The organism is Albidovulum litorale, assembly GCF_025751495.1.
In the GTDB taxonomy this organism is placed as follows: domain Bacteria; phylum Pseudomonadota; class Alphaproteobacteria; order Rhodobacterales; family Rhodobacteraceae; genus Albidovulum; species Albidovulum litorale.
Genome location: NZ_JAOWKZ010000002.1, coordinates 262,624 through 288,366, shown reverse-complemented (window position 1 = coordinate 288,366; position 25,743 = coordinate 262,624). Strand labels below are relative to the sequence as shown.

Here is a 25,743-nt window from a genome sequence, read left to right as displayed (position 1 = left end):
CCAAGGATGCACCGCTTCCGGATTACTCTGGCTTCGGCGCCTTGATACGTGCCCGCCAGAGAGTGAACAGACCCGCACCGACGACGATCAATGCGCCGATGGCCACGTTCGGCTCCAGCACCTCGCCGAAAACTGCCATGCCGAGCGCGGTGGCGAAGACCAGTTGCAGATAGGCGAAGGGCTGGATCGCGCTCGCCTCTGCCACTTCCAGCGCACGGATCATCAGCCAGTGGGCCCCAGCCGCCGTGCAGCAGAGCACTGCCATCCAGCCCCAGTCGCGCGGGACCATCGGTTCCCAGTGGAATATCCCGACACCAGTCATCACCACGGCGCCTGACACCCCGGTCCAGAAGAAGCTGACCGCCGAACGGTCCTTCCGCGCGACATAGCGGGTCAGGAGCCCGTAAAGCGCGAACATCAGGGCTGCAATCAGCGGCACCAGCGCCTCGGGCGAAAAGACGCGGTAGCCGGGTTCGAGGATGATCAGGATGCCGACAAAGCCGATGCCAATCGCTGTCCAGCGCCGCCAGCCGACCTTTTCGCCTAGTACCGGGCCGGAGAGGGCGGCGATCAGCAAGGGGTAGCAGGCAAAGACTGCATGACTTTCTACAAGGCCAAGGAGCGTGAACGCGGTCACCATCACGCAGATCTCGGTTGCCAGCAGCACGCCGCGGAAGACCTGAATTACTGGGAAATGAGTCTTCGTTGCGGCGCGTATGCCCCCCGCCTTGCGCGAGGCGACCGTCATCACGAAGACCGCGAAGAACCAGTAGCGGATCATCACCACCATGTAGACATTGTATTCGCTGGCCAGATGGCGCGAGATACCGTCCTGCATGGCGAAGACGAAGCTGGTCGCGGTCATCAGGATCGCGCCGAGGCGGAAGTTCTGGTCGTTCATCGCGCCTCGTCCATTTTCCCGCGAGTCATGTGCCGCTTGAACCCGTAACCCTTGGCCCGCTCTACCTGAAACCCCGCCGCCTGCAATCCCCGGCGGACAAAGCCCGCCGCAGTATAGGTGGCGAAGGTGCCTTCGGGCGCCGTATGGCGGGCGACCTCTGCCATCAGGTCCCCGGACCACAGTTCGGGGTTCTTGGCGGGTGAGAAACCGTCGAGGAACCATGCATCGGCCTTGCCCTGCCATGTTGGCAGCGTCGAACGCGCATCGCCCACGATCACCTCGACATTGACGGTTCCGAGGGCGAAGCGACGCTTTCCCTCCGCCCATGCGGCAAGAAGCGGCTCAGCGGTTTCAAGCAGTTCGGGAAAAGCGGCCAGTGCCCGCGCCATGTCATCGGCGGGCATCGGGAACGCCTCGAAGCTCGTATAGGACAGCCGCCCCTCCGTTCCGACGCTAGACCACGCGATCAGCGTTGCCAGAAGGTTCAGCCCGGTGCCGAAGCCCAGTTCGGCGATGTGGAACCCGTCGCGGAACCGCTTGGGCAGATCGTTCCCGGCCAGAAAGACATGTCGGGTTTCGGCCAGACCGTTGGCGAGCGAGAAATAGGGGTCGTCGAACAGGGACGACACCGGCGTGCCGCCGTCGCGCCATGTGACCTTCTCACTCTGGTCCTTTAGGCTCATCTGCCATACCCCTCTGTGCGGGCAGTTAGGCGAAGGGCGCAGCGATGGCAATCGTGGATGTGACGGTGATGGGGGCGGGCATCTTCGGCCTCTCGATCGCTTGGGCCTGCCAGAAGCGCGGCGCGACAGTGCGTGTGATTGATCCGTACCGGCCCGGCGCCGGGGCAAGCGGCGGAACCGTCGGCGCGCTCGCCCCGCATACGCTGGAGAACTGGAATTCGAAGAAGCAGTTCCAGTTCGAGAGCCTGATGATGGCCGAACACTTCTGGCCCGAAGTCGATTCCGTGTCCGGTCTTTCTTCGGGTTATGGCCGAACCGGTCGGCTGCAGCCGCTGGCCGACGATGCGGCTTTGGCTTTGGCACGGACGCGCGAGGTATCGGCGAAAGAACTTTGGCGGGGCCGTGCCGAGTGGCGCGTGGTCAGCGCGGACGGGGACCGCTGGGCCCCAGACACCCCGACGGGCTATCTCGTCCACGACACGCTTACCGCCCGCCTTCATCCGCGCGCCGCGATCGAAAGCCTTGCCGCCGCGCTCAAGGGGAAGGGCGTGGATATCCGGCACGACACCACCCCTCAGGACGGGCGCGTTGTCTGGGCCACCGGCAATCAGGGCCTGATCGATCTGTCGCGTGAGCTATCGGCACCGGTTGGCACGGGCGTCAAAGGCCAATCCGCGCTGCTGGCACTCGACGCGCGCGACCTGCCGCAGATCTTCGCGGACGGTATCCATATCGTTCCGCATGCTGATGGGACGGTCGGCGTCGGTTCAACCACCGAGCGCGGGTTCGATCGCGCGGACACGACCGACGCTCAGCTTGACGCCGTGATCGCGCGGGCCGAGGCGGTCATGCCGGTCCTGCGCCATGCGAAAGTGATCGAGCGTTGGGCAGGTATCAGGCCGCGCGCGAAAAGCCGGGCTCCGATCCTGGGCGAATGGCCCGGTCGTCCGGGCCATTACATTGCCAATGGCGGGTTTAAGATCGGGTTCGGCATGGCGCCGAAAGTGGCCGAAGTGATGGCCGATCTGGTGCTGGAGGGGCGCGATCGGGTCCCCGACGGTTTCCGCGTCGGGGACAACCTTTAGGCCGCCGCCGCCAGCGGCGCTGATTCGGCGCGCAGTTCGTTCATGAGTGATCCCAGGAGTTCGACCGAGTTCGCGTCGATGAGGCGGCCATTATCGTCGAAGGCCGCGTAGGATTCCGAGATCATCACTTCCGGGCCGCTCAGCAGGCGGGGGCGGAACGGGGTCAATGCAAGCCTGAGGGCAAACTGCGCCCGCGCCCCGCCAGACCGCCCGGCTGCGGCAGAGAGGATCGCAACGGGTTTGTCCTGCCATGGCTTGCCGGTACGGCTGACCCAGTCGAGCGCGTTCTTGAGAACGCCGGAGATACCGGAATTGTATTCCGGGGTCGAGATCACGATGGCGTCGGATGCCGCGATCTGATCGGCAAGCCGCGTAACCGCTTCCGGCATTCCCCGCTCTTCGACGTCACCGTCATAGAGCGGCAGGTGCAGATCGGCTTCGGTGAAGTCGGCGGGCCCGAAAAGCCGTGCCGCTTCGCGGACGAGCAGGCGGTTGGTCGATCCGGTGCGCAGGGCACCAGCAATTCCGAGAAGGCGAGGATGAGACATGATAGCTCCTGTTTCTGTTCAAACGGAGACATAAGTCGTCATGAGTCTACATAAACATTCATTTTCGCACATAACCCGTGCGCAGGGGCTATTTCCTGAGGCAGGACTGTCCGTCCGTCGTGAACACGCCTTCAGCGGGGTAGTTCCGGATGGCGGTGCGGGCGGCAAGTCCAATCAGGCAGGACAGTTCATCCTCGCGGTCAGGATTCGGTGTGCCGAGGTCCGCCCGCACGCCAAATGCGGGGGTGCCATCGTGAGGAAGCGTGTATGTGCCGGGCGACACGCCGACCGTGACCGAAACGGAATAAAGCCACGCACGACCCTCTGCCGTGTTCATCCATTGTCCGACATCGGATGCTGTCAGGACATTGACGACGATGTCGGCCTCTGTCCCTGTCGTCTGCCGCAACCGCTCTTTCCGCAGGGCCTTGACCAGAGGTGGCACGAGGTATTCGCCATAGCCGCTGCTAAATTGCGGCGACGACAGTTCGATGATGTAGCTCTTGCCGTCGAGAGGCGCAGCCGCAGCAGGGCTGGTCACTGCAAGGGTCGCGCCTACCACGACGATCCGGGAAAGGGGCGGCATCAGGACACCGCCTTTGTGAAGGTAAAGCTGGTTGGCCGGTCATACCCTTCATGCGCCGTTTCGCCGGTCTTTTCGAACCCCATCACCTGAAACGCGGCATGATTGCCGGTCAGTTCGACACGCGATTGCAGGGTCAGGCGGTGAAGCCCAAGTTTCCGTGCCCTGTCAGCCGCATGACCAACAAGCTGACGGGCCAGACCCTGCCCACGGAAACCGTCCTCCACCGCCAGCTTGCCGATATAGAGGTGATCCGGTTCCGGCGTCAGGAACAGGCAGGCGATGATCCGCCCTGCATCTTCCAGAACCCAAACCTCGCCATCGCGCGCCTGCCGGGCGATGCCGTCTGCGGTCAGCCGGTGCAGGGATGAGGGCGGGTCGATCACACCTTCCATGTAAGCGAAGGCGGCATGGAGAAGGCCGAGGACCGGGGCCATGTCCTCTTGTCCGGTCAGACGTCGGGGAGTTCGATGAACTGGCAGCCCGTCGTTCAGGTGCAGCCATGGCAGGCGTTCGTTCCAGTGGACGTGGCCGGTTGGGGCGTAGGCCGTTGGGTCGTCCAGCGTTGCGGCGTAAAGGTCGATCTCATGTGCGCGGGACGGACTTTGATAGCCCATCGGTGTGCCGCAGGCGGCACAGAAATAGCGCGTGACCCCGGGCGTCGAGTCTCGCGCGGCCGGGGGAGTGCCCGCCCAGCGGAAGGTCGCATGGTTGACCGCAAGGAAGCTCGTGAAGGGTGAGGCCGTCGCCCGGCGGCAGCTTTCGCAGTGGCAATGCATCTGCCAGTTGGGTGCGCCATCAAAGGCAAATCGCACCGCTCCACACAGGCATCTTCCGGCTCCGCCGTCCATGGTTCCCTCCGGTCGTGCGATGAAAGTTGGCGCCCAAATTCAAGCTCGGTCAAGGGCGAACCGCGCCCGGTCGATCCGGACACTACGGCCTTTGGTAAGGTGGGTTTTAACCCACCTTACTTTGAGACGTCTTCCCGATATCTTGTGGATAACCAGCCTCAAACCGCCACATGCGGGGCTGAAGCATTGACTCACGGCCCCGTCCGCCCAAGGATTGCAGACCCGGAGGAATCAATCAAAGGCTCGGCATTTGCGTTTCACACGGCTCAGACTGAACGGCTTCAAGAGCTTCGTCGATCCGACGGACCTTCTGATCCATGACGGGCTGACGGGTGTCGTCGGGCCGAACGGCTGCGGCAAGTCGAACCTGCTGGAAGCCTTGCGCTGGGTCATGGGTGAAAACCGCCCGACCGCGATGCGCGGTGGCGGGATGGAGGACGTGATCTTCGCCGGGGCAGCGACCCGGCCCGCGCGCAACTTCGCCGAGGTGTCGATCACCATCGACAACACCGAAAGGCTTGCGCCCTCGGGCTTCAACGATCAGGACGCGCTTGAGATCGTGCGGCGCATCACGCGCGATGCCGGTTCCGCCTACAAGGCCAATACCAAAGAGGTTCGCGCGCGGGATGTGCAGATGCTCTTTGCCGATGCCTCTACGGGATCGCATTCCCCGGCGCTGGTGCGGCAGGGGCAGATCGCGGAACTGATCAATGCAAAGCCGAAGAACCGCCGCCGCATTTTGGAAGAGGCGGCGGGGATATCCGGCCTTTACCAACGGCGGCACGAGGCCGAACTGAAGCTGAACGGGACCGAGCAGAACCTTGCGCGCGTTGACGATGTCATCGAACAATTGGCCAACCAGCTGCAGACGCTGGCCCGGCAGGCGAGGCAGGCGGCGCGCTACCGCGAGATCGGCAATGAACTGCGCCGTGCCGAGGGCATGCTGCTTTACCGCCGCTGGCGCGAGGCGGATGAGGCGCGGGCAGCGGCCGAGGCCGGTCTGACCGAGCGCACCAAGCTTGCCGCGCAGGCCGAGGCCGCCGCGCGCACCGCCGCCAAGGCGCGCGGTGAACGCGAACAGGCCCTGCCACCCCTGCGCGAGGAAGAGGCCATTGCGGCGGCGGTGCTGCAGCGCCTGCAGGTCCAGCGCGACACGCTGAACGATCAGGAGGCCCGCGCGCTTCAGACCATCGAGACGCTGCAGAACCGGATCGAGCAGCTTGCCCGCGACATGGAGCGCGAGGCCGGGCTCAACCGCGATGCGGGCGAGACGATAGGGCGGCTGGACTGGGAGCAGGCGCAGATCGTCAAGGCGGCCGAGGGACACGAGGCACGCCTGACCGACGCGCTGGAGGCGGCGCAGGATGCCGCGCGGGTGCTGTCGGACCGCGAAACCGCGCATTCGGAACTGACCGAGGATGTGGCCCGGCTTTCGGCCCGCCACCAGTCGGCGCACCGGCTTTTGTCCGACAGCCGTTCGACCCTTGAAAAGAACGAGGCCGAGGCGGCGAAAGCCAAGCTTTCAGCGGCCGAGGCTGAGACGGCTTTGTCGCGCGCTTCGGCCGACCTGAAGGCGGCGGAGGAAGCGCAGGCGGCGGCAACCAATGGTGCAGAGGCTGCGGAGGCCGCGTTGGTCGCCGCCGACGAGGCGCGCAGCGATGCGCAGGCGCGCGAAACCGAGGCCCGCGCGGCCCTGTCCGAAGCCGAAGGCGAGGCGGGGGCTCTGAAGGCCGAGGCAGCGGCGCTGCAAAAGCTCGTTGAACGCGAGGCCGCGACCGGCAAGCAGCTTCTCGACCGGGTGACGGTGAAGAAGGGCTTTGAAAAGGCGCTGGGCGCGGCGTTGGCCGACGATCTACGCGCGCCCGTCGTCGAAGCGCAGGCGCGGTCCGGTTGGGCGGTGCTGCCGGGTTACGGTCAGGCGCAGACCCTGCCTGAGGGCGTATCGGCGCTCTCGAACCACGTGACCGTTCCCGAGGTTCTGGCCCGCCGCATCGGCCAGATCGGCCTTGTTGACAAGACCGATGGCGCGCGGCTGCAACCGCTTCTGAAACCGGGCCAAAGGCTTGTCTCGGTCGAGGGTGATCTCTGGCGCTGGGACGGGTTCCGGGCCGGTGCCGAGGACGCACCGACCGCCGCGGCACTTCGGCTTCAGCAACTGAACCGTCTGACCGACCTCAAGCGCGATCTGGAGGAAGCGACGGGGCGGGCCGAAGGCGCGCGGCAGGCGCATGACCTGCTCGTCCGGCAATTGCGCGAGACGACCGAGGCCGATCGCGCTGCCCGCGAGGCGCGGCGCGATGCCGACCGGCGCATGGCTGAAGCGTCGCGCGCGCTGTCCAAGGCCGAGGCCGACCGGTCCATCGCGGGCGGGAAGCTGGAAAGCGCCCGGCTGGCCGTGGCGCGTTATGAGGAAGAGGCCCTGACCGCCCGCAAGCAGCTGCGCGAGGCCGAGGGAGCGGTCAAGGCACTGCCCGACCTTGACGCCGCACGGGCCGAGGTCGAGGACGTCAAGATGACGGTCGAGGCGGCGCGGATGACGATGATGGCCAAACGTTCGGCCCATGACGAGATCCGCCGCGAGGGCGAGGCGCGCACCAAGCGGCGGCAGGAGATCACCAAGGAAATCTCGGGCTGGAAGCACCGGCTGGAGACGGCTGAAAAACGGTCGGCGGAACTGGCCGAGCGCAAGACCGCCTCTGAGGCGGAGCTGAAAGAGGCCTCCGCCGCGCCGGCCGAAATCGCCGCCAAGCGCGCGGAACTGACCGACGCCATCGACACCGCCGAGACCCGCCGCCGGGCCGCCGCCGACCGACTGGCCGAGGCTGAAACGATGCTGCGGCAGGCCACAGATGCCGAGCGCGAGGCAGAACGCGCGGCGTCCGAAGCGCGCGAGGCCCGCGCCCGTGCCGAGGCGCGCGCCGATGCCGCCCGCGAAACCGTGGCTTATTCCGCCGAACGCATCCGGGAGGAGACCGAGAAGGAACCGGGCGAGCTGCTCCAGAGCCTCGATACCGATCCCGACCGGATGCCCTCTGCCGAGGCGCTGGATAACGATGTCCATCGTCTGCGTCGCCAGCGCGACGCCTTGGGCGCGGTGAACCTGCGCGCCGAGGAAGACGCGAAAGAGGTGCAGGAAGAGCATGACAATCTGGTCATGGAAAAGGCCGACCTGGAAGAGGCGATCAAGAAACTGCGTTCGGGCATTGCCGGGCTGAACCGCGAGGGGCGCGAGCGGCTGCTGACCGCGTTCGAGCAGGTCAACAGCAATTTCCGCATGCTCTTCACCCATCTCTTCGGCGGCGGCGAGGCCAATCTGGTGCTGGTCGAAAGCGACGATCCGCTGGAGGCGGGGCTGGAGATCATGTGCCAGCCACCGGGCAAGAAACTGGCGACGCTGTCGCTTCTGTCGGGCGGTGAGCAGACACTGACCGCGCTCGCCCTGATCTTTGCCGTCTTTCTTGCCAACCCCGCACCAATCTGCGTGCTGGATGAGGTCGACGCGCCCTTGGATGACGCGAACGTCACACGATTCTGCGATCTTCTGGACGAGATGACCCGGCGCACGGACACACGATTCCTGATCATCACCCACCATGCGGTGACGATGGCGCGGATGGACCGGCTCTTTGGTGTGACCATGCAGGAGCAGGGGGTCAGTCAGCTGGTCAGCGTCGATCTCAAGCGCGCCGAAGCGCTGGTCGCTTGAGGCGGACCGGTGGCCCGGACCTTCACGACACTGACGGGGCGCTGGCTGGGCCGCTACGAATACGACGCCGGACCCGGACCTGTGCCTTTCGAGGCCGACCTGATTGAAGATACCGGGTTTCTGAACGGCGAGACGACCGAGGGGAATACCTTCCGGCCCGAACTGGACGGTACGCTGCATGCGGTCATCACGGGCAATCACTCCAAAGGATCGGTGCATTTCACCAAGACCTATCTTGGATTTGAGGCAGACGACCACCCGATCTATTCGGGTCGCGCCAATGCAACGCTGACCCGGATCGAGGGCCGCTGGTTCTTTCCCTCGCAACCCGGCTGGGCGGGGCGTTTCGTGATGATGCGAAAGCCCGGGGCAGCGGCTGAACGCAAGGCCGGGGACAAGGCAGAGATGGAACTGAGCGCAACAGGGCGCATCTGATCTCATGATCCGCCAACCGTCTGACGTCGGAGTGATTTTCCCCGGGGTAACCATGCCTTAAGAAAGGCGATCCATAGTCGGTGGTGACCGAACCGACCGGATACCTGCCATGCGTGAATTTGTTGTAATGACCTTTGTGCTCCTTACCCTGGCCGCAGCGGGCGCCGAAACGGGTCATGCGGGGAACAAGAATAATTGTGCGGGCGGGAACATTGCAGCGGTTTCGCCGGAGTGTTGAAGGACAATCCGGTCGGCACACCGACCTCACTTGTCCGGCGCAGTGACCAGCCGGTTTTCCACGAAGCGGCGTAGCACCTCGGCGCAGTCTTTTGCGATCTGCTCGTGTGGTACGTCCGGAAAGGCGGCCGATAACACCTCGGACACATCCGCAAGACGCATGGGCTCCTCCAGCAAGCGCCAGATTGCCAATGCACCAGAATTCAGGCTGTGAATGCCGAGGCCGGAACGATCCGTCAGGTAGTGGTGACCGTTCATGGACATTTCGGTGATGCCGCTGGCCCGCTCATAGACGCGGTCTTCGTAAAAGACCGGCTGTGCCGCTGTGAGTGTGTCTTCGTCGATTTCGCGGAAGGCCAGCCGTTCCGTATCTGACGCCACAGGCGGCGGACCTTGCCAGTCTGTGAAGGCCGCAGCCAGAAAGTCGGCCGCCACTTCGGCATTAGCGTAACTCAGCCGCAGTGGTTTTATCACCGAAAGCAGAACCTTCAGGACGTTGAGAATCGTCGCTGAATGCACGGAGCGTGCGAAATTCTGGTGAAGCAGCGCCTTCATGGCGGCGCCCTCATCCATCGGCTGCAATTCGGTAGAGGCATTCGGCCTTCGGTCCAGAATGACAATCGCGCCGAGCGGCCGGGCAGTGCCATTGGGTGGCAAAACCGGCCCTGTCAGATACTTGTACCGACTGTTGGCCGGGCCGGGATCAGCCTCCACCCAATCGCGGAACCCCGCGCTGAAATCCTTGGGCAGCGGCAGGCGCAGGCGCGGACAGATGCCGTTGGCATGGCCCATGAGGATGCCGTCATCGCCCAGACGAACCGGAACGAAATCGTCTGAGAATATCGGGTAGCCGCGCCGGGCGAGGCAGGCTGTCAGTGTGCTCTTGCCCGAGCGCCGCACATTCGGAACGATCACCAGCCGCCCGGCCATCTCGATCGCCGCAGCGTGAAGGCACATCAGCCACTGGCCAGAGCGGAGCATTTCCCAGGACAGTTCCACGATCATGTCGCAGACGGCGTCGATGGCGTCATAGACCCGGGTTTTGCCACCAGATGACAGGCAGACGCTGGAATAGCGGCCACGCGATGCGGGCGAGATTATCGTAATCGGCTCTGCGGCATCTGCCGATGGCATTGTCGCAAACGGCCAATGGGGCAGGATGGTTCGGATCGGCTGCAGCAACTCTTCGCAACCGTTCAGCCGAACCGGTCCTGACAATCCGTCAAATATGAGATCGATAGACCGGCTCACCTATCTTCCATCGACTTGCGATCCATCAGGAAAAGGACCCGCCCGAAGCATTACCGCTCCGGTCGGGTCTCATGCAACCTGCCTGCGTTGATCGGGATCAAGCACCGCAGCCGGCGTCGTCGTCACCCGGTCCGGAGCAGACGCTCGGGCCCGTCGTCCCGCTCGAGTTGCTCTCGCTGCCGCTCGCGCCGGTTGTCCCGTGCGATCCGCCGGATCCGCTGGCGCCGGAGTTCCCGCTCGACCCGGAGTTCCCGCTGGATCCCGAATTGCCGGACCCGCCACCGGACCCGCCGCCCGATGAACCCGAGCCTTTGGCCTCGGCCTTGCTGAGCGTCGTGAAGGCCGGGATCGTGTAAGCGCCAAGTGCAAGCGCGCCGAGGCGGGTCAGCGCCTTGCGCCGTGAGAGAGTGGTGGTGTCGCTGCTCATGTCGGTCTCCTTGTGTAATCTGATTGTGCTGTGATGCACGATGGGACCAGATTACTGACGGTGCGGCGGGTAGGGGAACGGACCAAGGTCGGACGGATTGTCGGACCTCGGTTCAGGCCTTGGCTCCGCCGAAGGTCGTCAGCCTCGTCCCCGGTAGGGCTGTACGCCCTGGTCGGGTATCCAGACGCCTTCCGGTGGCGTGCCCGTCTGCCAGAAGACATCAATCGGGATGCCGCCGCGCGGATACCAGTAGGCACCAATCCGGAGCCATTCGGGATCGAGCAAGGCCACCAGCCTCTTGCCGATGTCGATCGTGCAATCCTCGTGGAACGCGCCGTGGTTGCGGAAGGAGAAGAGATAGAGCTTCAGACTCTTGCTTTCGACCAGCCAGTCGCGCGGCACATAGTCGATGACGATATGGGCAAAGTCGGGCTGGCCGGTCATCGGGCAGAGCGAGGTAAATTCCGGCGCGGTGAACCGTACGACATATTTGGTGCCGGAATGACCGGCGGGCACGCGTTCCAGCACCGCCTCTTCTGGCGAAGTCGGTTGCGTTGTGTCCTGACCGAGCTGGGTCAGGCCGGAAACGTCGGTCTTGGGCATGTCATTCCCCTTGGGCAGTTGTGCTTCTGCCCTGTCAGAGCGGTGGAGCGGCGTCAAGCCTGTCACATCAGGCGACGAATAAGGCCCGCCGGGTCTTCATGTCGGCCTTCAGCACATCGCGGAAGGCCCGGACCTTGGCGCCGGGCCAGACATCGGGATGGGCCACCATCCAGACATCCATGTAAGGTTGCGGCGGCAAAAGCGGCACCTGCATCAGCCCGGGCAATGAGCGCCCGAGGAACATCGGCATCCGCACCACGCCAAGCCCGGCCTGCGCGGCGCCCGCCATCGCGATCATGTCGTCAAAGCGGTATTGGACCCGGCTTGACGGATAGGCTTCGCGGGCGGCTTTTGGCACGTCGTCATGCGTCTCGTAGAGGATCCAGTCGATGGGCGCGCCCGGGTCTTTCGCGATCCGCTCAGCCCAGCCGGGGCTCGCGAAACTCGCCGAATGTTGTTCTGCAAGCCGCAGGCCGGTCAGCGTGTCCCCCGGCGTCCGGCTGATCCTTATGCCAAGATCGGCCTCGCGCCGCGACAGGTCGAGGATATCGTTCGTCGCCCGCACCCTGAGGTCCACCTTTGGATAAAGCGCCCGGAACTGCGCGAGCGCCGTGGGCAGCACATATGCGATCAGGAGTTGCGGGGCGGTGATGGTGAGCGCGCCTTCCAGCGTGCCGTCCCGCCCGGCAAGCCTTCGCATCAGGTCATGTTCGCACGCCTCCATCTCGCCGGCATGGGCGGCGACAAGCATCGCGGCATCTGTTGGCACGTAGCCGTCCTTCAGGCGTTCAAAGAGTGTTGTCCCCAGCGCCGCCTCGGCCCGTGCGATCCTTCGGGCAACGGTCGTGTAATTGAGCCTGAGTGCGGCACCGGCCGCCGCCAGCGACCCGTGCCGCACGAGCGCCATCACTGTTTTCAGATCATCCCAAGCCGCATCCTTCATGCATGCGTTATCGCATGTATAACCTGCAATATCACGCGTTTTCGCATCTCTGGCGCGGCCGTACATTCCCCCTGCAACCGAGAAAGGAACCGCCATGATCTACGCCGTTGTCCGACTGACCATCACCGACCCAGACACGTTCGCATCCTATGCCAGCAAGGCTGGACCTGCACTGGCCAAATGGGGCGCGAAGCCCGAAGCGATGACGACAGAGCCGACGCGGCTCGAAGGCGATGCGGCGCTTCCGGGCAGGGTCGTGCTTCTATCTTTTCCCGACCGCGATGCGGCTTTGGGTTGGATCAACGACCCCGAACTGGCCGAGGTGCACGCCCTACGCCAAAAGGCGGGTGACAGCGAGATCGTGCTGATCGGATGATCCAATGAAAAAGCCCCGCCCTTTTTGGAGGCGGGGCCGCATTGACTTCGTCGCCTTTGGCTCAGAGAGCTTTCTTCAGCGCCTCGGCAAGGTCGGTCTTTTCCCACGAGAACCCGCCATCCGCATCCGGCGCGCGGCCGAAATGGCCATAGGCCGCCGTGCGCTGATAGATCGGCTTGTTGAGGCCGAGATGGGTGCGGATACCGCGCGGGGTGAGGTCCATCGCCTGCGCCACGGCGCGTTCGATCGCGGCCTCGTCAACCTCGCCAGTGCCGTGGGTGTCAACATAGATCGACAGAGGCTTGGCCACACCGATCGCGTAGGACAGTTGCAGCGTGCAGCGTTTCGCCAGCCCCGCCGCCACGACGTTCTTGGCAAGGTACCGCGCGGCATAGGCCGCCGAGCGGTCGACCTTGGTCGGGTCCTTGCCGGAAAACGCGCCGCCGCCATGGGGGGCCGCCCCGCCATAAGTGTCGACGATGATCTTGCGCCCCGTCAGGCCCGCATCCCCGTCCGGGCCGCCGATGACGAACTTGCCGGTCGGATTGACGTGCCATTCGGTGGCTGCGGTCAGCCAGCCCTCCGGCAGAACTTCGCGGATATAGGGCTCCACCAGCGCCCGCACATCACCCGAGGACATCGTCGCGTCGAGATGCTGGGTCGAAAGCACGAGCGAGGTCACCTCGACCGGCTTGCCATTCTCATAGCGGATCGAAAGCTGCGACTTGGCGTCGGGGCCAAGCTTCGGCTCGGTGCCGTTCTTGCGAACCTCGGCCAGACGGCGAAGCATCGCGTGTGAATAGAGGATCGGCGCGGGCATAAGCTCTGGCGTCTCATCGACGGCATAGCCGAACATGATGCCCTGATCGCCTGCGCCTTCATCCTTGTTGCCGCTGGCATCGACGCCCTGCGCGATATCGGCGGATTGCGCATGCAGATAGCTGTCGACCTTCAGGTTGGCCCAGTGAAAGCCATCCTGCTCATAGCCGATATCCCTGACGCATTCGCGGGCAATATCCTCGACCCGTTCAATGACGGAACCGGGGCCGCGCACCTCGCCACCGATGACGACGCGGTCGGTCGTGGCAAAGGTTTCACAGGCGACGCGGGATTGCGGATCTTCAGCAAGAAATGCATCGAGGACGGCATCGGAAATCCGGTCACAAACCTTGTCCGGATGGCCTTCCGAAACGCTTTCGGAGGTAAAAACGTAATTCTGTCGGGACATGAAGTGCTCCATTGGGGTTATCCCCGTCACGCCAGGAAGCCGTTGTGACGGTTCGTCGAGCCTGACTATCCCCGCCATGCCGTGCGGTCAATCGGATTGTCGGCGGCGAAGGGTAATCAGACCCAAAAGGCCCAGACCGACCAGGATTGTTGCCGGAAGGTCACCGGTTCGGGAGTAAAGCGTGGGTGCCAGGGCTGGTGGAACAGCAGTATCCAGAACACCTTCTGTGTTCAGGGGCAGGCTGTCGAGGATGCGTCCCTTAGCGTCAATAACCGCTGTCACCCCGGTATTGGCAGAACGCAAGAGCGGCAGCCCCTGTTCGATGGCCCGAAGCCGCGCCTGTGCCAGATGCTGGTAGGGCCCGACGATATTGCCGAACCAGCTGTCATTGGTGATCTGCAAAATCCAGTCGGGCCGATCACCCTTCACCCGCAGGTCCTGCGGAAAGACCGCCTCGTAACAGATCAGAGGCAACACCCGCCCCGCCTTGCCGAGATCAAGCACGACCGGGCCCTGACCGGGGCTGTAGCCGTTGCCCTGCTGCGCGGCGAAAGCGGCGATGCCAAACGCCGCCATCACGTCGCCGAAGGGGATGTATTCACCGAAGGGGACGAGGTGCCATTTGTCATAGACGGCGGTGACGCGCGCCTCGCTGTCGATGGCCGCGAGGCTGTTGAAAAAGCGCAGGCCCTCTTCGCGCTGGATGCCGAAGGCGACCGGCACGCCGTTCGACCTGTCCGCCAATGCCGCAAAGAACCCGGCCGAATCCGACAGCAGGAAGGGCACCGCCGTTTCCGGCCAGACGATGAGGTCGAGCGGTGTGTTCGCAAGCAGGGCGGTCTGGTCCATCTGCCGGTCAAGAAAGATGCGCCACATATCGCCGCGCCATTTGAGGTGCTGGGCGGCATTGGGCTGGATCAGGCGGACCTGAATCGCAGGGTCGCGCGGTGTTTCGGGTGCTGCCAGCCGCGCAGCGCCGGTGGCCCATACGGCTGCCAGACCAGCGACGGACAAAACAGCAAGACCAATGCGTGTTCCATTGGTCACCGCCAGAACCGGCAGCGCCGCGGCGAAGGCAGTCAGCGCCGAAAGCCCGACCGGCCCGACAAACGCCGCGGCCTGTGCTATCGGTGTGCCGATCCAGATATGGCCGATGAGCGCCCAGGGAAACCCGGTGAAGATATAGCCGCGCAAAAGATCGGTCGCAGCCAGCCCGAATGCGAAGCCGACCGCGCGGATGCCGGGGCTGCGCCCCATTGTGCCGATACCTGCCGCCAGTGCCCAGAACAGGGCCATGCCGAAGGACATGAAGAAAAGCGCAAACGGCGCCATCCAGCCATAGGTCTTCGCGTCAACGAAGAACGGCTCCACGATCCAGAAGAGGCCCGCCGCGAAATATCCCGCCCCGGCGATCCAGCCGAGCCAGACCGCCTGCGCCGCCCGCCTTTCGACCGCGATCAGGCGGATGAGAAGCGTGAGCGCGGGAAGCGCCAGCCACCAGAGCGACCACGGCGCCTGCCCGAGTGCCATGACCGCGCCGAGAAGGGCGGAAAGCGCAAGACGCAGGCCGTCTGGCCGGTTGTCGCTCCGGAAGAAGGCCAGCGGGCGGAATTTCACGGTCAGGCTGCGGCCTGTGGCAGGCGCACCCTCAGCCGCTTGATGCGGCGGGGATCGGCGTCGACGATTTCAAACTCGGCGCCGCTTTCGTGCGGGATCACCTCGCCGCGCGCGGGCACCCGGCCCACCAGCATGAAGACGAGCCCGCCAAGCGTGTCAATTTCTTCGCCCTCTTCCTCGGCCGCTAGTTTCATACCGATCTCGGCCTCGAATTCATCGAGCGGTGCGCGGGACTGGACAATGTACTGCCCCGGTTTTTCCTCATGCCACAGGCCATCTTCGGACGTATCGTGTTCGTCCTCGATCTCTCCGATGACGGTTTCAATGAGGTCTTCGATCGTCAGCAGCCCGTCGACACCGCCGTACTCGTCGATGACGAGAGCCATGTGAATGCGTTCTGACTGCATCTTCTGCAAGAGAACGCCAATGGGCATAGAGGGCGGCGCATAGAGCAGGGGACGCAGCATCTTGCGCAGGGAAAAGCGCGGTTTCGGGTCGCTGAAGGCCTGCTCAAGCGCGAGATCCTTGAGGTGGATGAGACCGAGCGGGCTATCCAGTGTGCCCTTAAAGACCGGCAGGCGCGAAAAGCCGCTTTGGCGGAAATTCGCAACCAGTTCGTCCATCGTGGCGGTCACGGGGACCGCGACGATCTCGGCCTTGGGGATCGCCACATCCTCGACCCGCATCCGGCGCAGGTTGCCGATGCCGGGCAGGGGCGTGCCAATGTTGCGTTCGCCCACCTCCTCGTGCGGCTTCGCCTGCTCGTCGGTACCGGCCTCGGAGGGAGAGAAAGCGTCGATGATGCGACCAAAAAAGCCGCGCTGTTCGCTACTGTCTGAGGGGTCGGGCGCGTCTTGCGCCATCATAGACCCGTCTGCGGTTTCGCCCATTTGTCCTTTCCAAATCATCCGGCCCGTTTCGGCACCGGTTCACTCATATGGGTTGGCTATGCCCATTTTTACAAGAATTCGTGTCTCAGTCGACTCCATCAAGGCGGCATCCCGCTCTCTTACATGGTCATAGCCGAGTAAATGCAACACTCCGTGAACAATCAAATGCGTAACGTGATCGGCCACGGGCTTGCCCTGCTCATCCGCTTCACGGGCGCAGGTTTCCCACGCGATGGCGATATCGCCGAGTTCTTCAAGCATCTCTGCATCGCCGGGTTCCACCGGATCGGGGGTGCCGCCGTCCTCTTCGGCACCGCGTTCCTCCGACGGCCAAGAGAGCACGTTGGTCGGCTGAGGCTTGCCCCGGAAATCAGCGTTCAGCGTGGCGATGCGGGCATCGTCACAGCCCAGCAGGCTGATCTCAAACCCCTGTCCCGGCAGGCCCAGCTCGGCCAGAACCCCGCGCGCGGCGCGATCGGCAAGCGCCGACAGGCCAAATGCCTCCCAGCGGTCGTCCTCAATCATCGTATCAACCAGTGACTCCATCTTCGGCGTCATAAGCTTCGATGATGCGGGCCACAAGCGGATGACGCACCACGTCCTTCGCGGTGAAGTAGTTGAAGCTGATGCCCTTCACGTCCTTCAGGATGCGCTCGGCATCGGCAAGGCCGGAATTCACGCCACGCGGCAGGTCAACCTGCGTCCGGTCGCCGGTGATGACCATGCGGCTGCCCTCGCCCAGACGGGTCAGGAACATCTTCATCTGCATGGTCGTGGCGTTCTGTGCCTCATCCAGCACCACGAACGCGTTGGAGAGCGTGCGCCCGCGCATGAAGGCCAGCGGCGCGATCTCGATCCGTTTTTCTTCCAGCAGTTTCAGCACTTGCTTGGCGGGCAGGAAATCGTTCAGCGCGTCGTAGAGCGGCTGCATGTAGGGATCGACCTTTTCCTTCATGTCACCGGGCAGAAAGCCCAGACGTTCGCCCGCCTCAACCGCGGGACGCGACAGGATGATCCGGTCGACATGGCCGCCGATCAGCATGGTGACGCCAACCGCGACCGCCAGATAGGTCTTGCCGGTGCCGGCCGGGCCGATGCCGAAGGCCAGTTCGTTGGAAAAGAGGTTTTTTACATAAGCCTTCTGCGCTTCGGTGCGCGGCTCGACCTGCTTCTTGCGGGTACGGATTTCGTAGCGGCCGCCCGCGAACATCTCAAGCTGTTCGTCAAGACTGGTGGGTTCCGCCTTCGTGCCCTCGCCCATGCGGATTGCGGCGTCGATCTCGCCTGCGTCGATGGGGCGGCCCGATTCCAGCTTGCCATAAAGCGTTTGCAGCACCGCTGCCGCCTGGCCACGCGCCTCAGCCGACCCCACGACAGCGACTTGATTGCCGCGGCGCAGGATATGGACCCCTAACTGATGCTCGATCTGTGCAAGATTGCGGTCAAACTCACCGCACAAATCTATCAGAAGCCGGTTGTCGGGAAATTCCAGAAGGGTTTCGTGCAGATCCTCCGGACGCGGCGGCGGGGTCAAGGCGCTGATGCCCAAGCATATCTCCTTTTCTGCGGCAGGGCCTGATCGGATGGTGCCTATGGATTGTGTCCAAAGCAAGCCGGGATGGCATATATTTGCAGTGATGTGAAGAAATCCACCGGATGTTACAATCGTGTGACGGATATGTGGCAGTGCGGGCGGTGTTTCGTGAAAGGATGGCCTAACCTGAAGGGTATCCCCCTTGGAGCAGATTCAGATCGTGACGGGAAACGAAAGCTTTAGCGCGTCTTTGATGGGGCCTAGCCCGGAATGATCTCGAATTTTGTGACATCCACCATGCCCCGGTCAGTGATCTTCAGGGCGGGGATCACGGGCAGAGCGAGGAAGGCGAGTTGCAGGAAGGGTTCCTCCAGCGTCACGCCCAATCCCTTGGCGGCATCGCGCAGGACCATGAGGCGGTCCCGCACCGTCTCGAACGGCTCAAGGCTCATCAGCCCTGCCACCGGCAGCGCCAGTTCGGCCAGCACCTTGCCACCATTTGCAACAACGAAGCCGCCTTCGATCTCCGACAACCGGTTCGCGGCAAGCGCCATGTCGGCATAGTCGACCCCGACCGCCGCAATGTTGTGGTGATCGTGGCAGACCGTGGATGCGATCGCCCCGGTCGTCAGACCGAAGCCCTTCACGAATCCGGTGGCAATGTTGCCGTTCTTGCCGTGCCGCTCCACCACCGCGATGCGGATCAGGTCGCGCATCGGATCGGGCCGCTTGTCGCCATCTGTAATTGCGATGTTTTCCCTCAGATGTTCGGTGATGATCTTGCCTTCGATAATGCCGATCACGTCGGTTTCCGGGCGGTTCGCACGGGCACGGAAATCATCAGGCTTCACTGCCGGCGCCTTGACGGAGCCACGCCCGACCGGGGGGATGGTTGTCCGTGCGGCGAAGGCGGCATCGTTCACGACCCGTCCAGCGCATAGCACAAGCTGCGCATGGCAGCCCTCAAGGTTATCCACTGCGACGATATCGGCCCTTTTGCCCGGTGCAATCTGGCCGCGGTCTTTCAGCCCGAAGGCTTCGGCCGCCGACAATGACGCCGCGCGATAGACGGCGAGTGGAGAGGCTCCCTTTTCGATCAGCCGCCGGATCATGTAGTCGAGATGACCGTGTTCGGCGATGTCCAGGGGATTGCGGTCGTCGGTGCAGAGACACAGATAGGCCGATGTCGCTTCGGTCAGGATCGGCGCCAGAGCCTCCAGATCCTTCGACACCGACCCTTCGCGGATCAGTACCCGCATCCCCTTGGAAAGCTTCTCCAGCGCCTCTTCGGCCGTCGTCGCCTCATGCTCGGTGCGGATGCCGGCGGCGATATAGGCGTTCAGGTCGCGGCCCGAAAGCTGCGGGCAATGGCCGTCGATATGGCCGTCTTCGAAGAGCGCGAGCTTCGCCATTACCCCCGGGTCACGGTGGATGACGCCGGGATAGTTCATGAACTCGGCCAGACCGATGCCCGACGGATGGTTCATCAATGGCGCAAGGTCCGCCGCGTCGATCCGGGCGCCCGCCGTCTCCATATGGGTCGAGGGCACGCAGGAGGAGAGCTGCACCTTGATATCCATCAGCGTGTGACGGCTTGCCTCCTGAAAATAGCGGATGCCCTCGACCCCGATCACATTGGCGACCTCATGCGGATCGCAGATCGCTGTTGTTACCCCGCGTGGGGCGACGCAGCGGTCGAATTCAAACGGCGTGACGAGCGAGCTTTCAATATGAAGATGGGTGTCGATGAAACCGGGTACGAGCGTCAGGCCGGTGACGTCGATCACCTCGCGACCGTCATAGTCTGCCCCGATCCCGACGATGGTATCGCCGCGGATCGCGACGTCGCCACCGATGAGCGCACCCGTCACGACATCAAGAAGCTGCCCGCCCCTCAGCACGATGTCCGAAGGTTCATCGCCGCGCCCGGCCGCGATCCGGCGTTCCAGTTCAGTCATCGTTTCTCTGCCTTTCTTTCACCGGTCGCGTCGGCTGTCGGACGGTGCATCAATCGTCGAGGCTGACCGCCAGCCCGACCTTCACCCGGTCCATCACGATGGAGGTGGTAAACTTGCTGACCTCAGGCGAGCCGAAAAAGTTCTCCTGCGTGAATGTCTGGTATTCTTCGATATCCCGCACCACGAGGATCAGCATGAAATCCGCCTCGCCGGTCGTGTAGTAACATTGCTGGACCAATGGTTCCGCCCGCATCCGGCGTTTGAAACTTTCCAGCACGCTGGTGTTTTCCCGTTCCATCGACACTTCAACGATGATGGTCATGTTGCGCCCGACCGCACGCGGGCTGACCATGGCGATCTCTGCCTCGACCACTCCGGTATCGCGCAGCTTTTTCAGCCGTTTCTGGACGGCCGCAGGCGACAGACCGAGATGTTCGCTCAGCACATCCGCCGTCTGGCGGCAGTTATGCTGGAGGAGTTCGAGAAGCTTTAGATCAAATTGATCGAGGGAATAGGCCATGGCGGTTTGGGGTGATCCTGCTGCGGTTGAAGCATGATGCAGCCGCCAAGGTGGAAATGCATCATGAAAAGTGCAGTATGATACTAATTTCGGACTATTCTGGTGCATCATCGGGCAAACTTCGCCCCATATTTGCGTTAGACGACAAGGATGGAGGCGATTGGCGCCGCCCGTTTCGGGGGAAGCGATGAAGTTGCCGTTTGAGATCGACGTCGGGATGGGCGCGCGGGCCGCATTGGGGCTCGTCGTGTTGCCGGCGGACGAAACCCTTGAAACCGAGATGCGGTTCCTTGTCCCGGAACCGGACGTCGCGCTTTACCACACCCGCATCGTGATGCCGCCCGAAGTCACGACCGAGACCTTGGCAAGCATGGCCGACGCATTGCCAGCAGCCGTTGCAATGCTGCCTGAGCGGCCGCTCGATGTGGTCGGCTACGGCTGCACCTCAGGTGCTACGGTGATCGGGCCCGAGGGGGTACGAAATCGTGTGCGGCAGGTGCATCCCGAGGCCGAGGTCACCGATCCGATCAGTGCCACGCTTGCGGCCTGTCAGGCGCTGGGCGTCCGGCGTCTGGGTTTCGTGACGCCCTATGTCGAAAGCGTGTCGGCCGCGATGCGGGCACTTCTTGTTGCGAACGGACTTGAGATCACCGCCTTCGCGTCCTTCGAGGAGGGCGACGACAGGGTTGTGGCGCGGATATCACCCGAAAGCATCCTTGCCTCCATCGAGACGGTGGCCGGGCAGGCCGAATGCGATGCGGTCTTTGTTTCCTGCACCAATCTGCGCGTGGCCGGGATCGCGGCCGAGGCGGAGCGGCGTATTGGCCGCCCGGTGATTTCCTCGAACCTTGCCCTTGCCTGGCATATGCGTGCACTGGCTGGGCTGCAGATAGGCGTCGCCCCCGGCATATCGCTCTTTTCGCGTGGTCTTTAAGGGCTCAGCCGCGCACGGCTTCAATCATGCGGTGCACGTTCTCGGGATCGGCATCGGGGGTGATCCCGTGGCCGAGATTGAAGATATGTGGGCCTTTCGAAAAGGCTGCTACGATCCGCTTCGTTTCGCTCACCAGCCTGTCGCCGCCGGTCACCAGCAGCGAAGGGTCGAGGTTGCCCTGAACGCATCCATCCTTCTGCACATGCGCCGCCGCCCATTCCGCCGCCACCGAATTGTCGAGCGCGACGCAATCGGCGCCGGTGGCTTTCGCAAAGCCCTCGTAACGGTCCCCCGCTTCCCGAGGGAAGGCAATGATGGGCAGGCCGGGATGGCGGGATTTTAGTTCCGCGATGATGCGTTTGGCCGGGGCCAGCGCGAAATCATCGAAATCCTGCCCCTTGAGCGATCCGGCCCAGCTGTCAAAGAGCTTCACCACCTCGGCCCCAGCCTCGATCTGAGCCGAGAGATAGTCGATGGTTGCCCCGGTCAGAAGGTCGATGAGCGCGGTGAAGGTCGCCCGGTCACTGGCCTTCAGTGCATGGGCCGGGCCCTGATCGGGGGTGCCGCGCCCGGCGATCATGTAGGTCGCGACTGTCCACGGCGCTCCGGCAAAACCGATCAGCGTTACTTCCGACGGCAGTTCCCGCCTGAGGATGCGAACGGTTTCGTAGACAGGTCCAAGTGTTGTGTGAATGCCGTCGCGATCCTTCAGGCGCGCAAGGTCGCCCGGATTCCCGATCGTAGACAATCGCGGCCCTTCGCCGGTTTCGAACCAGAGATCGCAACCAAGTGCCTGAGGTACCAACAAAATATCTGCAAACAGGATCGCCGCGTCGAAACCGTAGCGGCGGATCGGCTGCAATGTGACCTCTGCCGCGAGATCGGGGTTGTAGCAGAGCGACAGAAAATCCCCTGCCTCGGCCCTTGTTGCCTTATATTCAGGCAGATAGCGGCCTGCCTGCCGCATCATCCAGATGGGCGGGGTGGGCAGGGTTTCACCGGCAAGGGCGCGCAGGATTTTCTTGGTCATGATGCCTCCGTCGCCTCTTTGACCCCGCCCTGCGACGGGATGTCAAGGCGATCCCGGGATTGGGCCCATTGCGCGGGCAATCTGTCGCGGCTATGCCGGGGGCATGACCAAACCAAGTGCTCAAAAACCGTTAAAGATTGGAACCCGCGGCTCTCCGCTGGCGTTGGCGCAGGCTTTCGAAACCCGTTCGCGCCTGATGGAAGCCCATGGGCTGACGGAAGACTGCTGCGAGATCGTCATCATCAAGACGACCGGTGACGACCGCGCGCTGATCGCGGCCGACCGACCGCTCAAGGAGATCGGCGGCAAGGGCCTTTTCACCAAGGAAATCGAAGAGGCGCTGCTGGCGGGCGCCATCGATATCGCGGTCCATTCGATGAAGGACATGCCGGTCGAACAGCCCGCTGGGCTGGTGCTCGACTGCTACCTGCCGCGTGAAGACGTGCGCGATGCCTTTGTCTCGCCCAAAGTCGCCTCGCTCGCAGACCTGCCCGACGGGGCGGTTGTCGGTTCGTCCTCGCTGCGGCGGCGCGCGCAGCTTGCCAACCGGCGGCCGGACCTGAAGCTGGTGGAGTTCCGCGGCAATGTGCAGACGCGGCTGAAAAAGCTTGAGGATGGTGTCGCCACGGCGACGTTTCTTGCCATGGCCGGGCTTAACCGTCTGGGTATGGGCTATGTCGCGAAAGGCGCGATCGAGGTCGAGGAGATGTTGCCTGCCGTCGCGCAGGGTGCAATCGGGATCGAGCGGCGCGAAAGCTGTGCGCGCGCGGGCGAGTTGCTGGCGGCGATCCACGATGCCCCGACCGCCGAGCGGCTGACCGCCGAGCGCGCGTTCCTCGCGACGCTTGACGGGTCATGCGAAACGCCGATTGCCGGGCTTGCCGTGCATGAAGGCGCGGGATTGTGGCTGCGCGGTGAAATCCTGCGCCCCGACGGGTCGGAGGTGATCCGGGGTGAACGGCGGTTCGCCGCGGCTGACGCCGCCGAGGCCGGGTCCGATCTTGCGCGGGAGCTTCTGTCGCAGGCACCTGCGGACTTTTTCGACTGGCGTTGAGCGGGCCGAGTGTCAGCCGCAACATTCCTGAAAGCTGAATTTCAGGCGCGGGCGGCGCGGGTGATCTCGTCGTCAGTCAACCCGTAGCGACCGGCAAAGCGGTGTCGCGCCGCGACGAGTCGGGGATCGTCGGGACGCAAACCGAGCGTGCGGATGAATTCGATCCGCTGCTGAGATTTCAAGGCGTCCTTATCGATCGCCGTCCCCATCGCCCGGTCGATGATCTCGCCCCCTGCCGTGACGTGGAACCATTTCGAGAAATCGCGGAAATGATGCTGGTTGTGCAGCGTCGTAACGTGGCGTTCGACGGCGGTCTTTTTCACCGGCAGGTGGGCCGTCGAATGGAACCACTCATAAGCAAAGAATGTCGTGCCGCCGCCGATCAGCACAATGGCCGCCGCGCCGGGAATGGCCCATGCGGCGCCAAACAGGGCCAGAATACCCCAGACCAGCACGAAGTTGATCGCAAGGGCCGGGAAGACCACGAAATCCGGCGCGAAGAAAAGCTCGCGGTTGGTCGGAAAGTCATGATGCCCGTAATGCGCGCGGTAGAGCAGGTCGAACTGCCACTGCCGTTGAGGCGGCCGCAGGTGGAGGATGAACCGGTGCATATTGTATTCGTTCAGCATCTGGGCCGGAATGCCAAGCAGGGCCAGTGCCCAGAGCCATGCGATGCCGGAACTGGCGACGATACCGACGCCGATCATGATCGCGGCGGCAACGCCGAGGATCGAACGGTGTCTGAACATCAGCGCCAGTCGGTCCATGTGACTCCCCTGTCAAAGCGGCGCCAGAGTCCGCCGCTGGTAGGTTCAGGTCAAGACTGACGCCGGGGCCGGGATGTCAGGACGTCGCGTCGGGTAGGGTTTTTCCGGGGTTCAGGATGTTCTTCGGATCGAATGCGGCCTTCACCGCCCGCATCATGTCGAGCGCCACGGGGTCCTTCCGCCGCCGCATCGAGGGAAGTTTCGACAGGCCGATCCCGTGTTCGGCCGAGAAGGAGCCGCCAAGTTCACGCACGATTTCCTCAACGTCTTCAGTCAGACGGTTGTCGAGCGCGGAATCCTCGCGCGTCGGGAAGACGGCAAGGTGAATGTTCCCGTCACCGAGATGGCCGACCGTATTGGTCCATGCTCCGGGGTCGATCCTTTGCAGGTCCGCCTGCATCCGGCTCAGAAACATCTCCACCCGGTCGAGCGGCAGCGCCACATCGAAGTCGACGCTGTGGCCAACACCGGTCGCGATCTCAGCCGCTGCCTCACGCCGCGCCCAGATCGCCGAGCGCTGGGCCTCGGAGGATGCGATGACCGCGTCGAGGATCAGCCCCTCTTCCAGCATCGCGCCAAGCGTGTCTTCGAGAAGGGCCGTCAGGGGAACGGCACCGTCAGGTCCGGGCGCCGTGTCACGCGGGGCGGTGGCGCCAAGCTCGACAAGGATCGTCACATCATGGATCTCGGTGAAGGGCTGGCCGAGGTCCGGGCGGCGGTCGCGGAGCTGTTCCATGTAGTCACGCGGCATGAATTCAAAGGCTTCGACTAGGCCGCCGGTCGCCTCCTGCAAGCGGTTGAGAAGCGTCAGCGCCGCGTCAAGCGACGATACGGCAAGCATTGCAGTCGCGTGGGCGCGGGGCGCGGGGACGAGTTTCATGACCGCCGCCGTGATGATCCCCAGCGTTCCCTCGGCGCCGATGAAGAGGTCCTTCAGGTCGTAACCGGAATTGTCCTTGTGCAGTTCCGACATCAGGTTCATCACCCTGCCATCGGCCAGCACCACCTCCAGCCCGAGGCAAAGTGCGCGGGTGGAACCGTAGCGCAGGACGTTTGACCCGCCGGCATTGGTCGACAGGACTCCGCCGATCGTGGCGGACCCGCGCGCGCCGAACCAGAGCGGGAAATAAAGGCCCTCTGCCGCGGCGGCGTCATGCAGTGACGACAGGATCACCCCCGCTTCGACCACCGCGACGCGGGCGTCGGGCCGGATAGACCGGATCTGGTTCATCCGTTCGAGCGAAAGCATCAGAACGCCTTCGGCATGCGTCCCGCCGGTCAGGCCGGTTCGCCCGCCGGCAGGCACGATGGGCACGGATTCGGCCTGAGCCAGACGCAGGATGGTGGCGACCTCATCGGTATTCGCCGGACGCAGGACAGCAAGAGGGCGGCTGTCATACTTCCCGGTCCAGTCGCGACCATAGCGGTCAGCGTCGGCTCCGGTCAGGACATGGGCCGGTCCGAGAAGATCGGCGAGGCGTGCGGTCAGGGTCATCGGGTTCTCCGTTCTGGCGCCACTTTGGGCATGCGGCCGGGGGAATTCCAGCAGATTGTCGGCGGCGGAGCCGCGCCGATTAGCGCG

General features: G+C 63.7%; 25 protein-coding genes and 1 riboswitch. Of the genes, 6 read left to right on the top strand and 19 right to left on the bottom strand.

All coding sequences use genetic code 11. The features are described from left to right. Positions 1-22: 22 nt before the first annotated feature. Together OEZ71_RS07280 and mnmD are read right to left on the bottom strand one after the other, a co-directional pair. Positions 23-901 carry a DMT family transporter gene (locus tag OEZ71_RS07280; RefSeq protein ID WP_263739288.1) on the bottom strand — a complete coding sequence of 293 codons (879 nt, stop codon included), beginning with the start codon at positions 899-901 and terminating at the stop codon, positions 23-25. After that, positions 898-1,584, bottom strand: coding sequence for a tRNA (5-methylaminomethyl-2-thiouridine)(34)-methyltransferase MnmD (gene mnmD, locus OEZ71_RS07275; protein WP_263739287.1), 687 nt, complete (start codon positions 1,582-1,584; stop codon positions 898-900). The genes OEZ71_RS07280 and mnmD overlap by 4 nt, the downstream gene beginning before the upstream one ends. A gap of 44 nt (positions 1,585-1,628) precedes the next feature. On the opposite strand from mnmD, the gene OEZ71_RS07270 reads away from it, so the two are divergent. Beyond that, positions 1,629-2,669, top strand: a complete 1,041-nt coding sequence (locus OEZ71_RS07270; protein WP_263739286.1) for an NAD(P)/FAD-dependent oxidoreductase — start codon at positions 1,629-1,631, stop codon at positions 2,667-2,669. On the opposite strand, the gene OEZ71_RS07265 is transcribed toward OEZ71_RS07270, so the two are convergent. The 3 genes from OEZ71_RS07265 to OEZ71_RS20235 form a co-directional block, all read right to left on the bottom strand. Continuing rightward, positions 2,666-3,217, bottom strand: coding sequence for an NADPH-dependent FMN reductase (locus OEZ71_RS07265; RefSeq protein ID WP_263739285.1), 552 nt, complete (start codon positions 3,215-3,217; stop codon positions 2,666-2,668). The two genes, OEZ71_RS07270 and OEZ71_RS07265, sit on opposite strands and share 4 nt — an antisense overlap. 88 nt (positions 3,218-3,305) lie before the next feature. Then, positions 3,306-3,803, bottom strand: coding sequence for a hypothetical protein (locus OEZ71_RS07260; RefSeq protein ID WP_263739284.1), 498 nt, complete (start codon positions 3,801-3,803; stop codon positions 3,306-3,308). Continuing rightward, positions 3,803-4,651 (bottom strand): GNAT family N-acetyltransferase, encoded by an 849-nt coding sequence (locus OEZ71_RS20235; RefSeq protein ID WP_318527813.1) that lies wholly within the window; start codon positions 4,649-4,651, stop codon positions 3,803-3,805. The genes OEZ71_RS07260 and OEZ71_RS20235 overlap by 1 nt, the downstream gene beginning before the upstream one ends. 250 nt (positions 4,652-4,901) lie before the next feature. Here OEZ71_RS20235 and smc point away from each other — a divergent pair, with 250 nt between their 5' ends. Together smc and OEZ71_RS07240 are read left to right on the top strand one after the other, a co-directional pair. After that, entirely contained in the window at positions 4,902-8,357 is a 3,456-nt protein-coding gene (gene smc, locus OEZ71_RS07245; protein ID WP_263739283.1) for a chromosome segregation protein SMC, read from the top strand. A gap of 9 nt (positions 8,358-8,366) precedes the next feature. Next, complete coding sequence (locus OEZ71_RS07240; protein WP_263739282.1) at positions 8,367-8,792, top strand: hypothetical protein; 426 nt, start codon at positions 8,367-8,369, stop codon at positions 8,790-8,792. Between the two features lie 264 nt (positions 8,793-9,056). Here OEZ71_RS07240 and OEZ71_RS07235 read toward each other — a convergent pair whose 3' ends face one another. The 4 genes from OEZ71_RS07235 to OEZ71_RS07220 form a co-directional block, all read right to left on the bottom strand. Further along, positions 9,057-10,280, bottom strand: a complete 1,224-nt coding sequence (locus OEZ71_RS07235; RefSeq protein WP_263739281.1) for a PqqD family peptide modification chaperone — start codon at positions 10,278-10,280, stop codon at positions 9,057-9,059. Between the two features lie 97 nt (positions 10,281-10,377). Further along, positions 10,378-10,707, bottom strand: a complete 330-nt coding sequence (locus OEZ71_RS07230) for a hypothetical protein (protein WP_263739280.1) — start codon at positions 10,705-10,707, stop codon at positions 10,378-10,380. 138 nt (positions 10,708-10,845) lie between these two features. Beyond that, on the bottom strand, positions 10,846-11,310 hold the full coding sequence (gene queF, locus OEZ71_RS07225) for a preQ(1) synthase (protein WP_263739279.1): 465 nt from the start codon (positions 11,308-11,310) through the stop codon (positions 10,846-10,848). A gap of 67 nt (positions 11,311-11,377) precedes the next feature. Next, a complete protein-coding gene (locus OEZ71_RS07220; protein WP_263739278.1) occupies positions 11,378-12,253 on the bottom strand; it encodes a LysR family transcriptional regulator in 876 nt (291 codons plus the stop codon). A 94-nt stretch (positions 12,254-12,347) separates the two neighbouring features. Here OEZ71_RS07220 and OEZ71_RS07215 point away from each other — a divergent pair, with 94 nt between their 5' ends. Continuing rightward, the gene (locus OEZ71_RS07215) at positions 12,348-12,629 is read left to right on the top strand and encodes a DUF1330 domain-containing protein (RefSeq protein ID WP_263739277.1); all 282 of its coding nucleotides are present in this window, start codon (positions 12,348-12,350) and stop codon (positions 12,627-12,629) included. A 61-nt stretch (positions 12,630-12,690) separates the two neighbouring features. Here the strand turns inward: OEZ71_RS07215 and metK are convergent, their stop codons facing one another. The 7 genes from metK to OEZ71_RS07180 form a co-directional block, all read right to left on the bottom strand. Continuing rightward, positions 12,691-13,857: a methionine adenosyltransferase gene (gene metK / locus OEZ71_RS07210; protein WP_263739276.1), complete on the bottom strand. Its 1,167-nt coding sequence runs from the start codon at positions 13,855-13,857 to the stop codon at positions 12,691-12,693. A 4-nt stretch (positions 13,858-13,861) separates the two neighbouring features. Then, a riboswitch (SAM-SAH riboswitch) is annotated at positions 13,862-13,911 on the bottom strand. 33 nt (positions 13,912-13,944) lie between these two features. Beyond that, entirely contained in the window at positions 13,945-15,387 is a 1,443-nt protein-coding gene (lnt, locus tag OEZ71_RS07205) for an apolipoprotein N-acyltransferase (protein ID WP_412175620.1), read from the bottom strand. Positions 15,388-15,476: 89 nt separating this feature from the next. Continuing rightward, positions 15,477-16,364, bottom strand: coding sequence for a hemolysin family protein (locus tag OEZ71_RS07200; RefSeq protein WP_263739274.1), 888 nt, complete (start codon positions 16,362-16,364; stop codon positions 15,477-15,479). Positions 16,365-16,403: 39 nt separating this feature from the next. Then, on the bottom strand, positions 16,404-16,910 hold the full coding sequence (gene ybeY / locus OEZ71_RS07195) for an rRNA maturation RNase YbeY (protein ID WP_263739972.1): 507 nt from the start codon (positions 16,908-16,910) through the stop codon (positions 16,404-16,406). Next, positions 16,894-17,913, bottom strand: a complete 1,020-nt coding sequence (locus OEZ71_RS07190) for a PhoH family protein (protein WP_263739273.1) — start codon at positions 17,911-17,913, stop codon at positions 16,894-16,896. The genes ybeY and OEZ71_RS07190 overlap by 17 nt, the downstream gene beginning before the upstream one ends. 245 nt (positions 17,914-18,158) lie before the next feature. Then, positions 18,159-19,856, bottom strand: a complete 1,698-nt coding sequence (gene ade / locus OEZ71_RS07185; RefSeq protein WP_263739272.1) for an adenine deaminase — start codon at positions 19,854-19,856, stop codon at positions 18,159-18,161. 49 nt (positions 19,857-19,905) lie between these two features. After that, positions 19,906-20,376, bottom strand: a complete 471-nt coding sequence (locus OEZ71_RS07180; protein WP_263739271.1) for an Lrp/AsnC family transcriptional regulator — start codon at positions 20,374-20,376, stop codon at positions 19,906-19,908. Positions 20,377-20,563: 187 nt separating this feature from the next. Here OEZ71_RS07180 and OEZ71_RS07175 point away from each other — a divergent pair, with 187 nt between their 5' ends. Next, positions 20,564-21,310 carry a maleate cis-trans isomerase family protein gene (locus OEZ71_RS07175; protein ID WP_263739270.1) on the top strand — a complete coding sequence of 249 codons (747 nt, stop codon included), beginning with the start codon at positions 20,564-20,566 and terminating at the stop codon, positions 21,308-21,310. A 4-nt stretch (positions 21,311-21,314) separates the two neighbouring features. Here the strand turns inward: OEZ71_RS07175 and hemE are convergent, their stop codons facing one another. Further along, positions 21,315-22,343 carry a uroporphyrinogen decarboxylase gene (gene hemE / locus OEZ71_RS07170; RefSeq protein WP_263739971.1) on the bottom strand — a complete coding sequence of 343 codons (1,029 nt, stop codon included), beginning with the start codon at positions 22,341-22,343 and terminating at the stop codon, positions 21,315-21,317. A gap of 100 nt (positions 22,344-22,443) precedes the next feature. Between hemE and hemC the strand changes: the two genes are divergently transcribed. Then, positions 22,444-23,394 (top strand): hydroxymethylbilane synthase, encoded by a 951-nt coding sequence (hemC, locus tag OEZ71_RS07165; RefSeq protein WP_263739269.1) that lies wholly within the window; start codon positions 22,444-22,446, stop codon positions 23,392-23,394. Between the two features lie 41 nt (positions 23,395-23,435). On the opposite strand, the gene OEZ71_RS07160 is transcribed toward hemC, so the two are convergent. Together OEZ71_RS07160 and OEZ71_RS07155 are read right to left on the bottom strand one after the other, a co-directional pair. After that, the gene (locus OEZ71_RS07160) at positions 23,436-24,161 is read right to left on the bottom strand and encodes a sterol desaturase family protein (protein ID WP_263739268.1); all 726 of its coding nucleotides are present in this window, start codon (positions 24,159-24,161) and stop codon (positions 23,436-23,438) included. A gap of 76 nt (positions 24,162-24,237) precedes the next feature. Further along, entirely contained in the window at positions 24,238-25,656 is a 1,419-nt protein-coding gene (locus OEZ71_RS07155; RefSeq protein ID WP_263739267.1) for an FAD-binding oxidoreductase, read from the bottom strand. Positions 25,657-25,743: the final 87 nt, after the last annotated feature.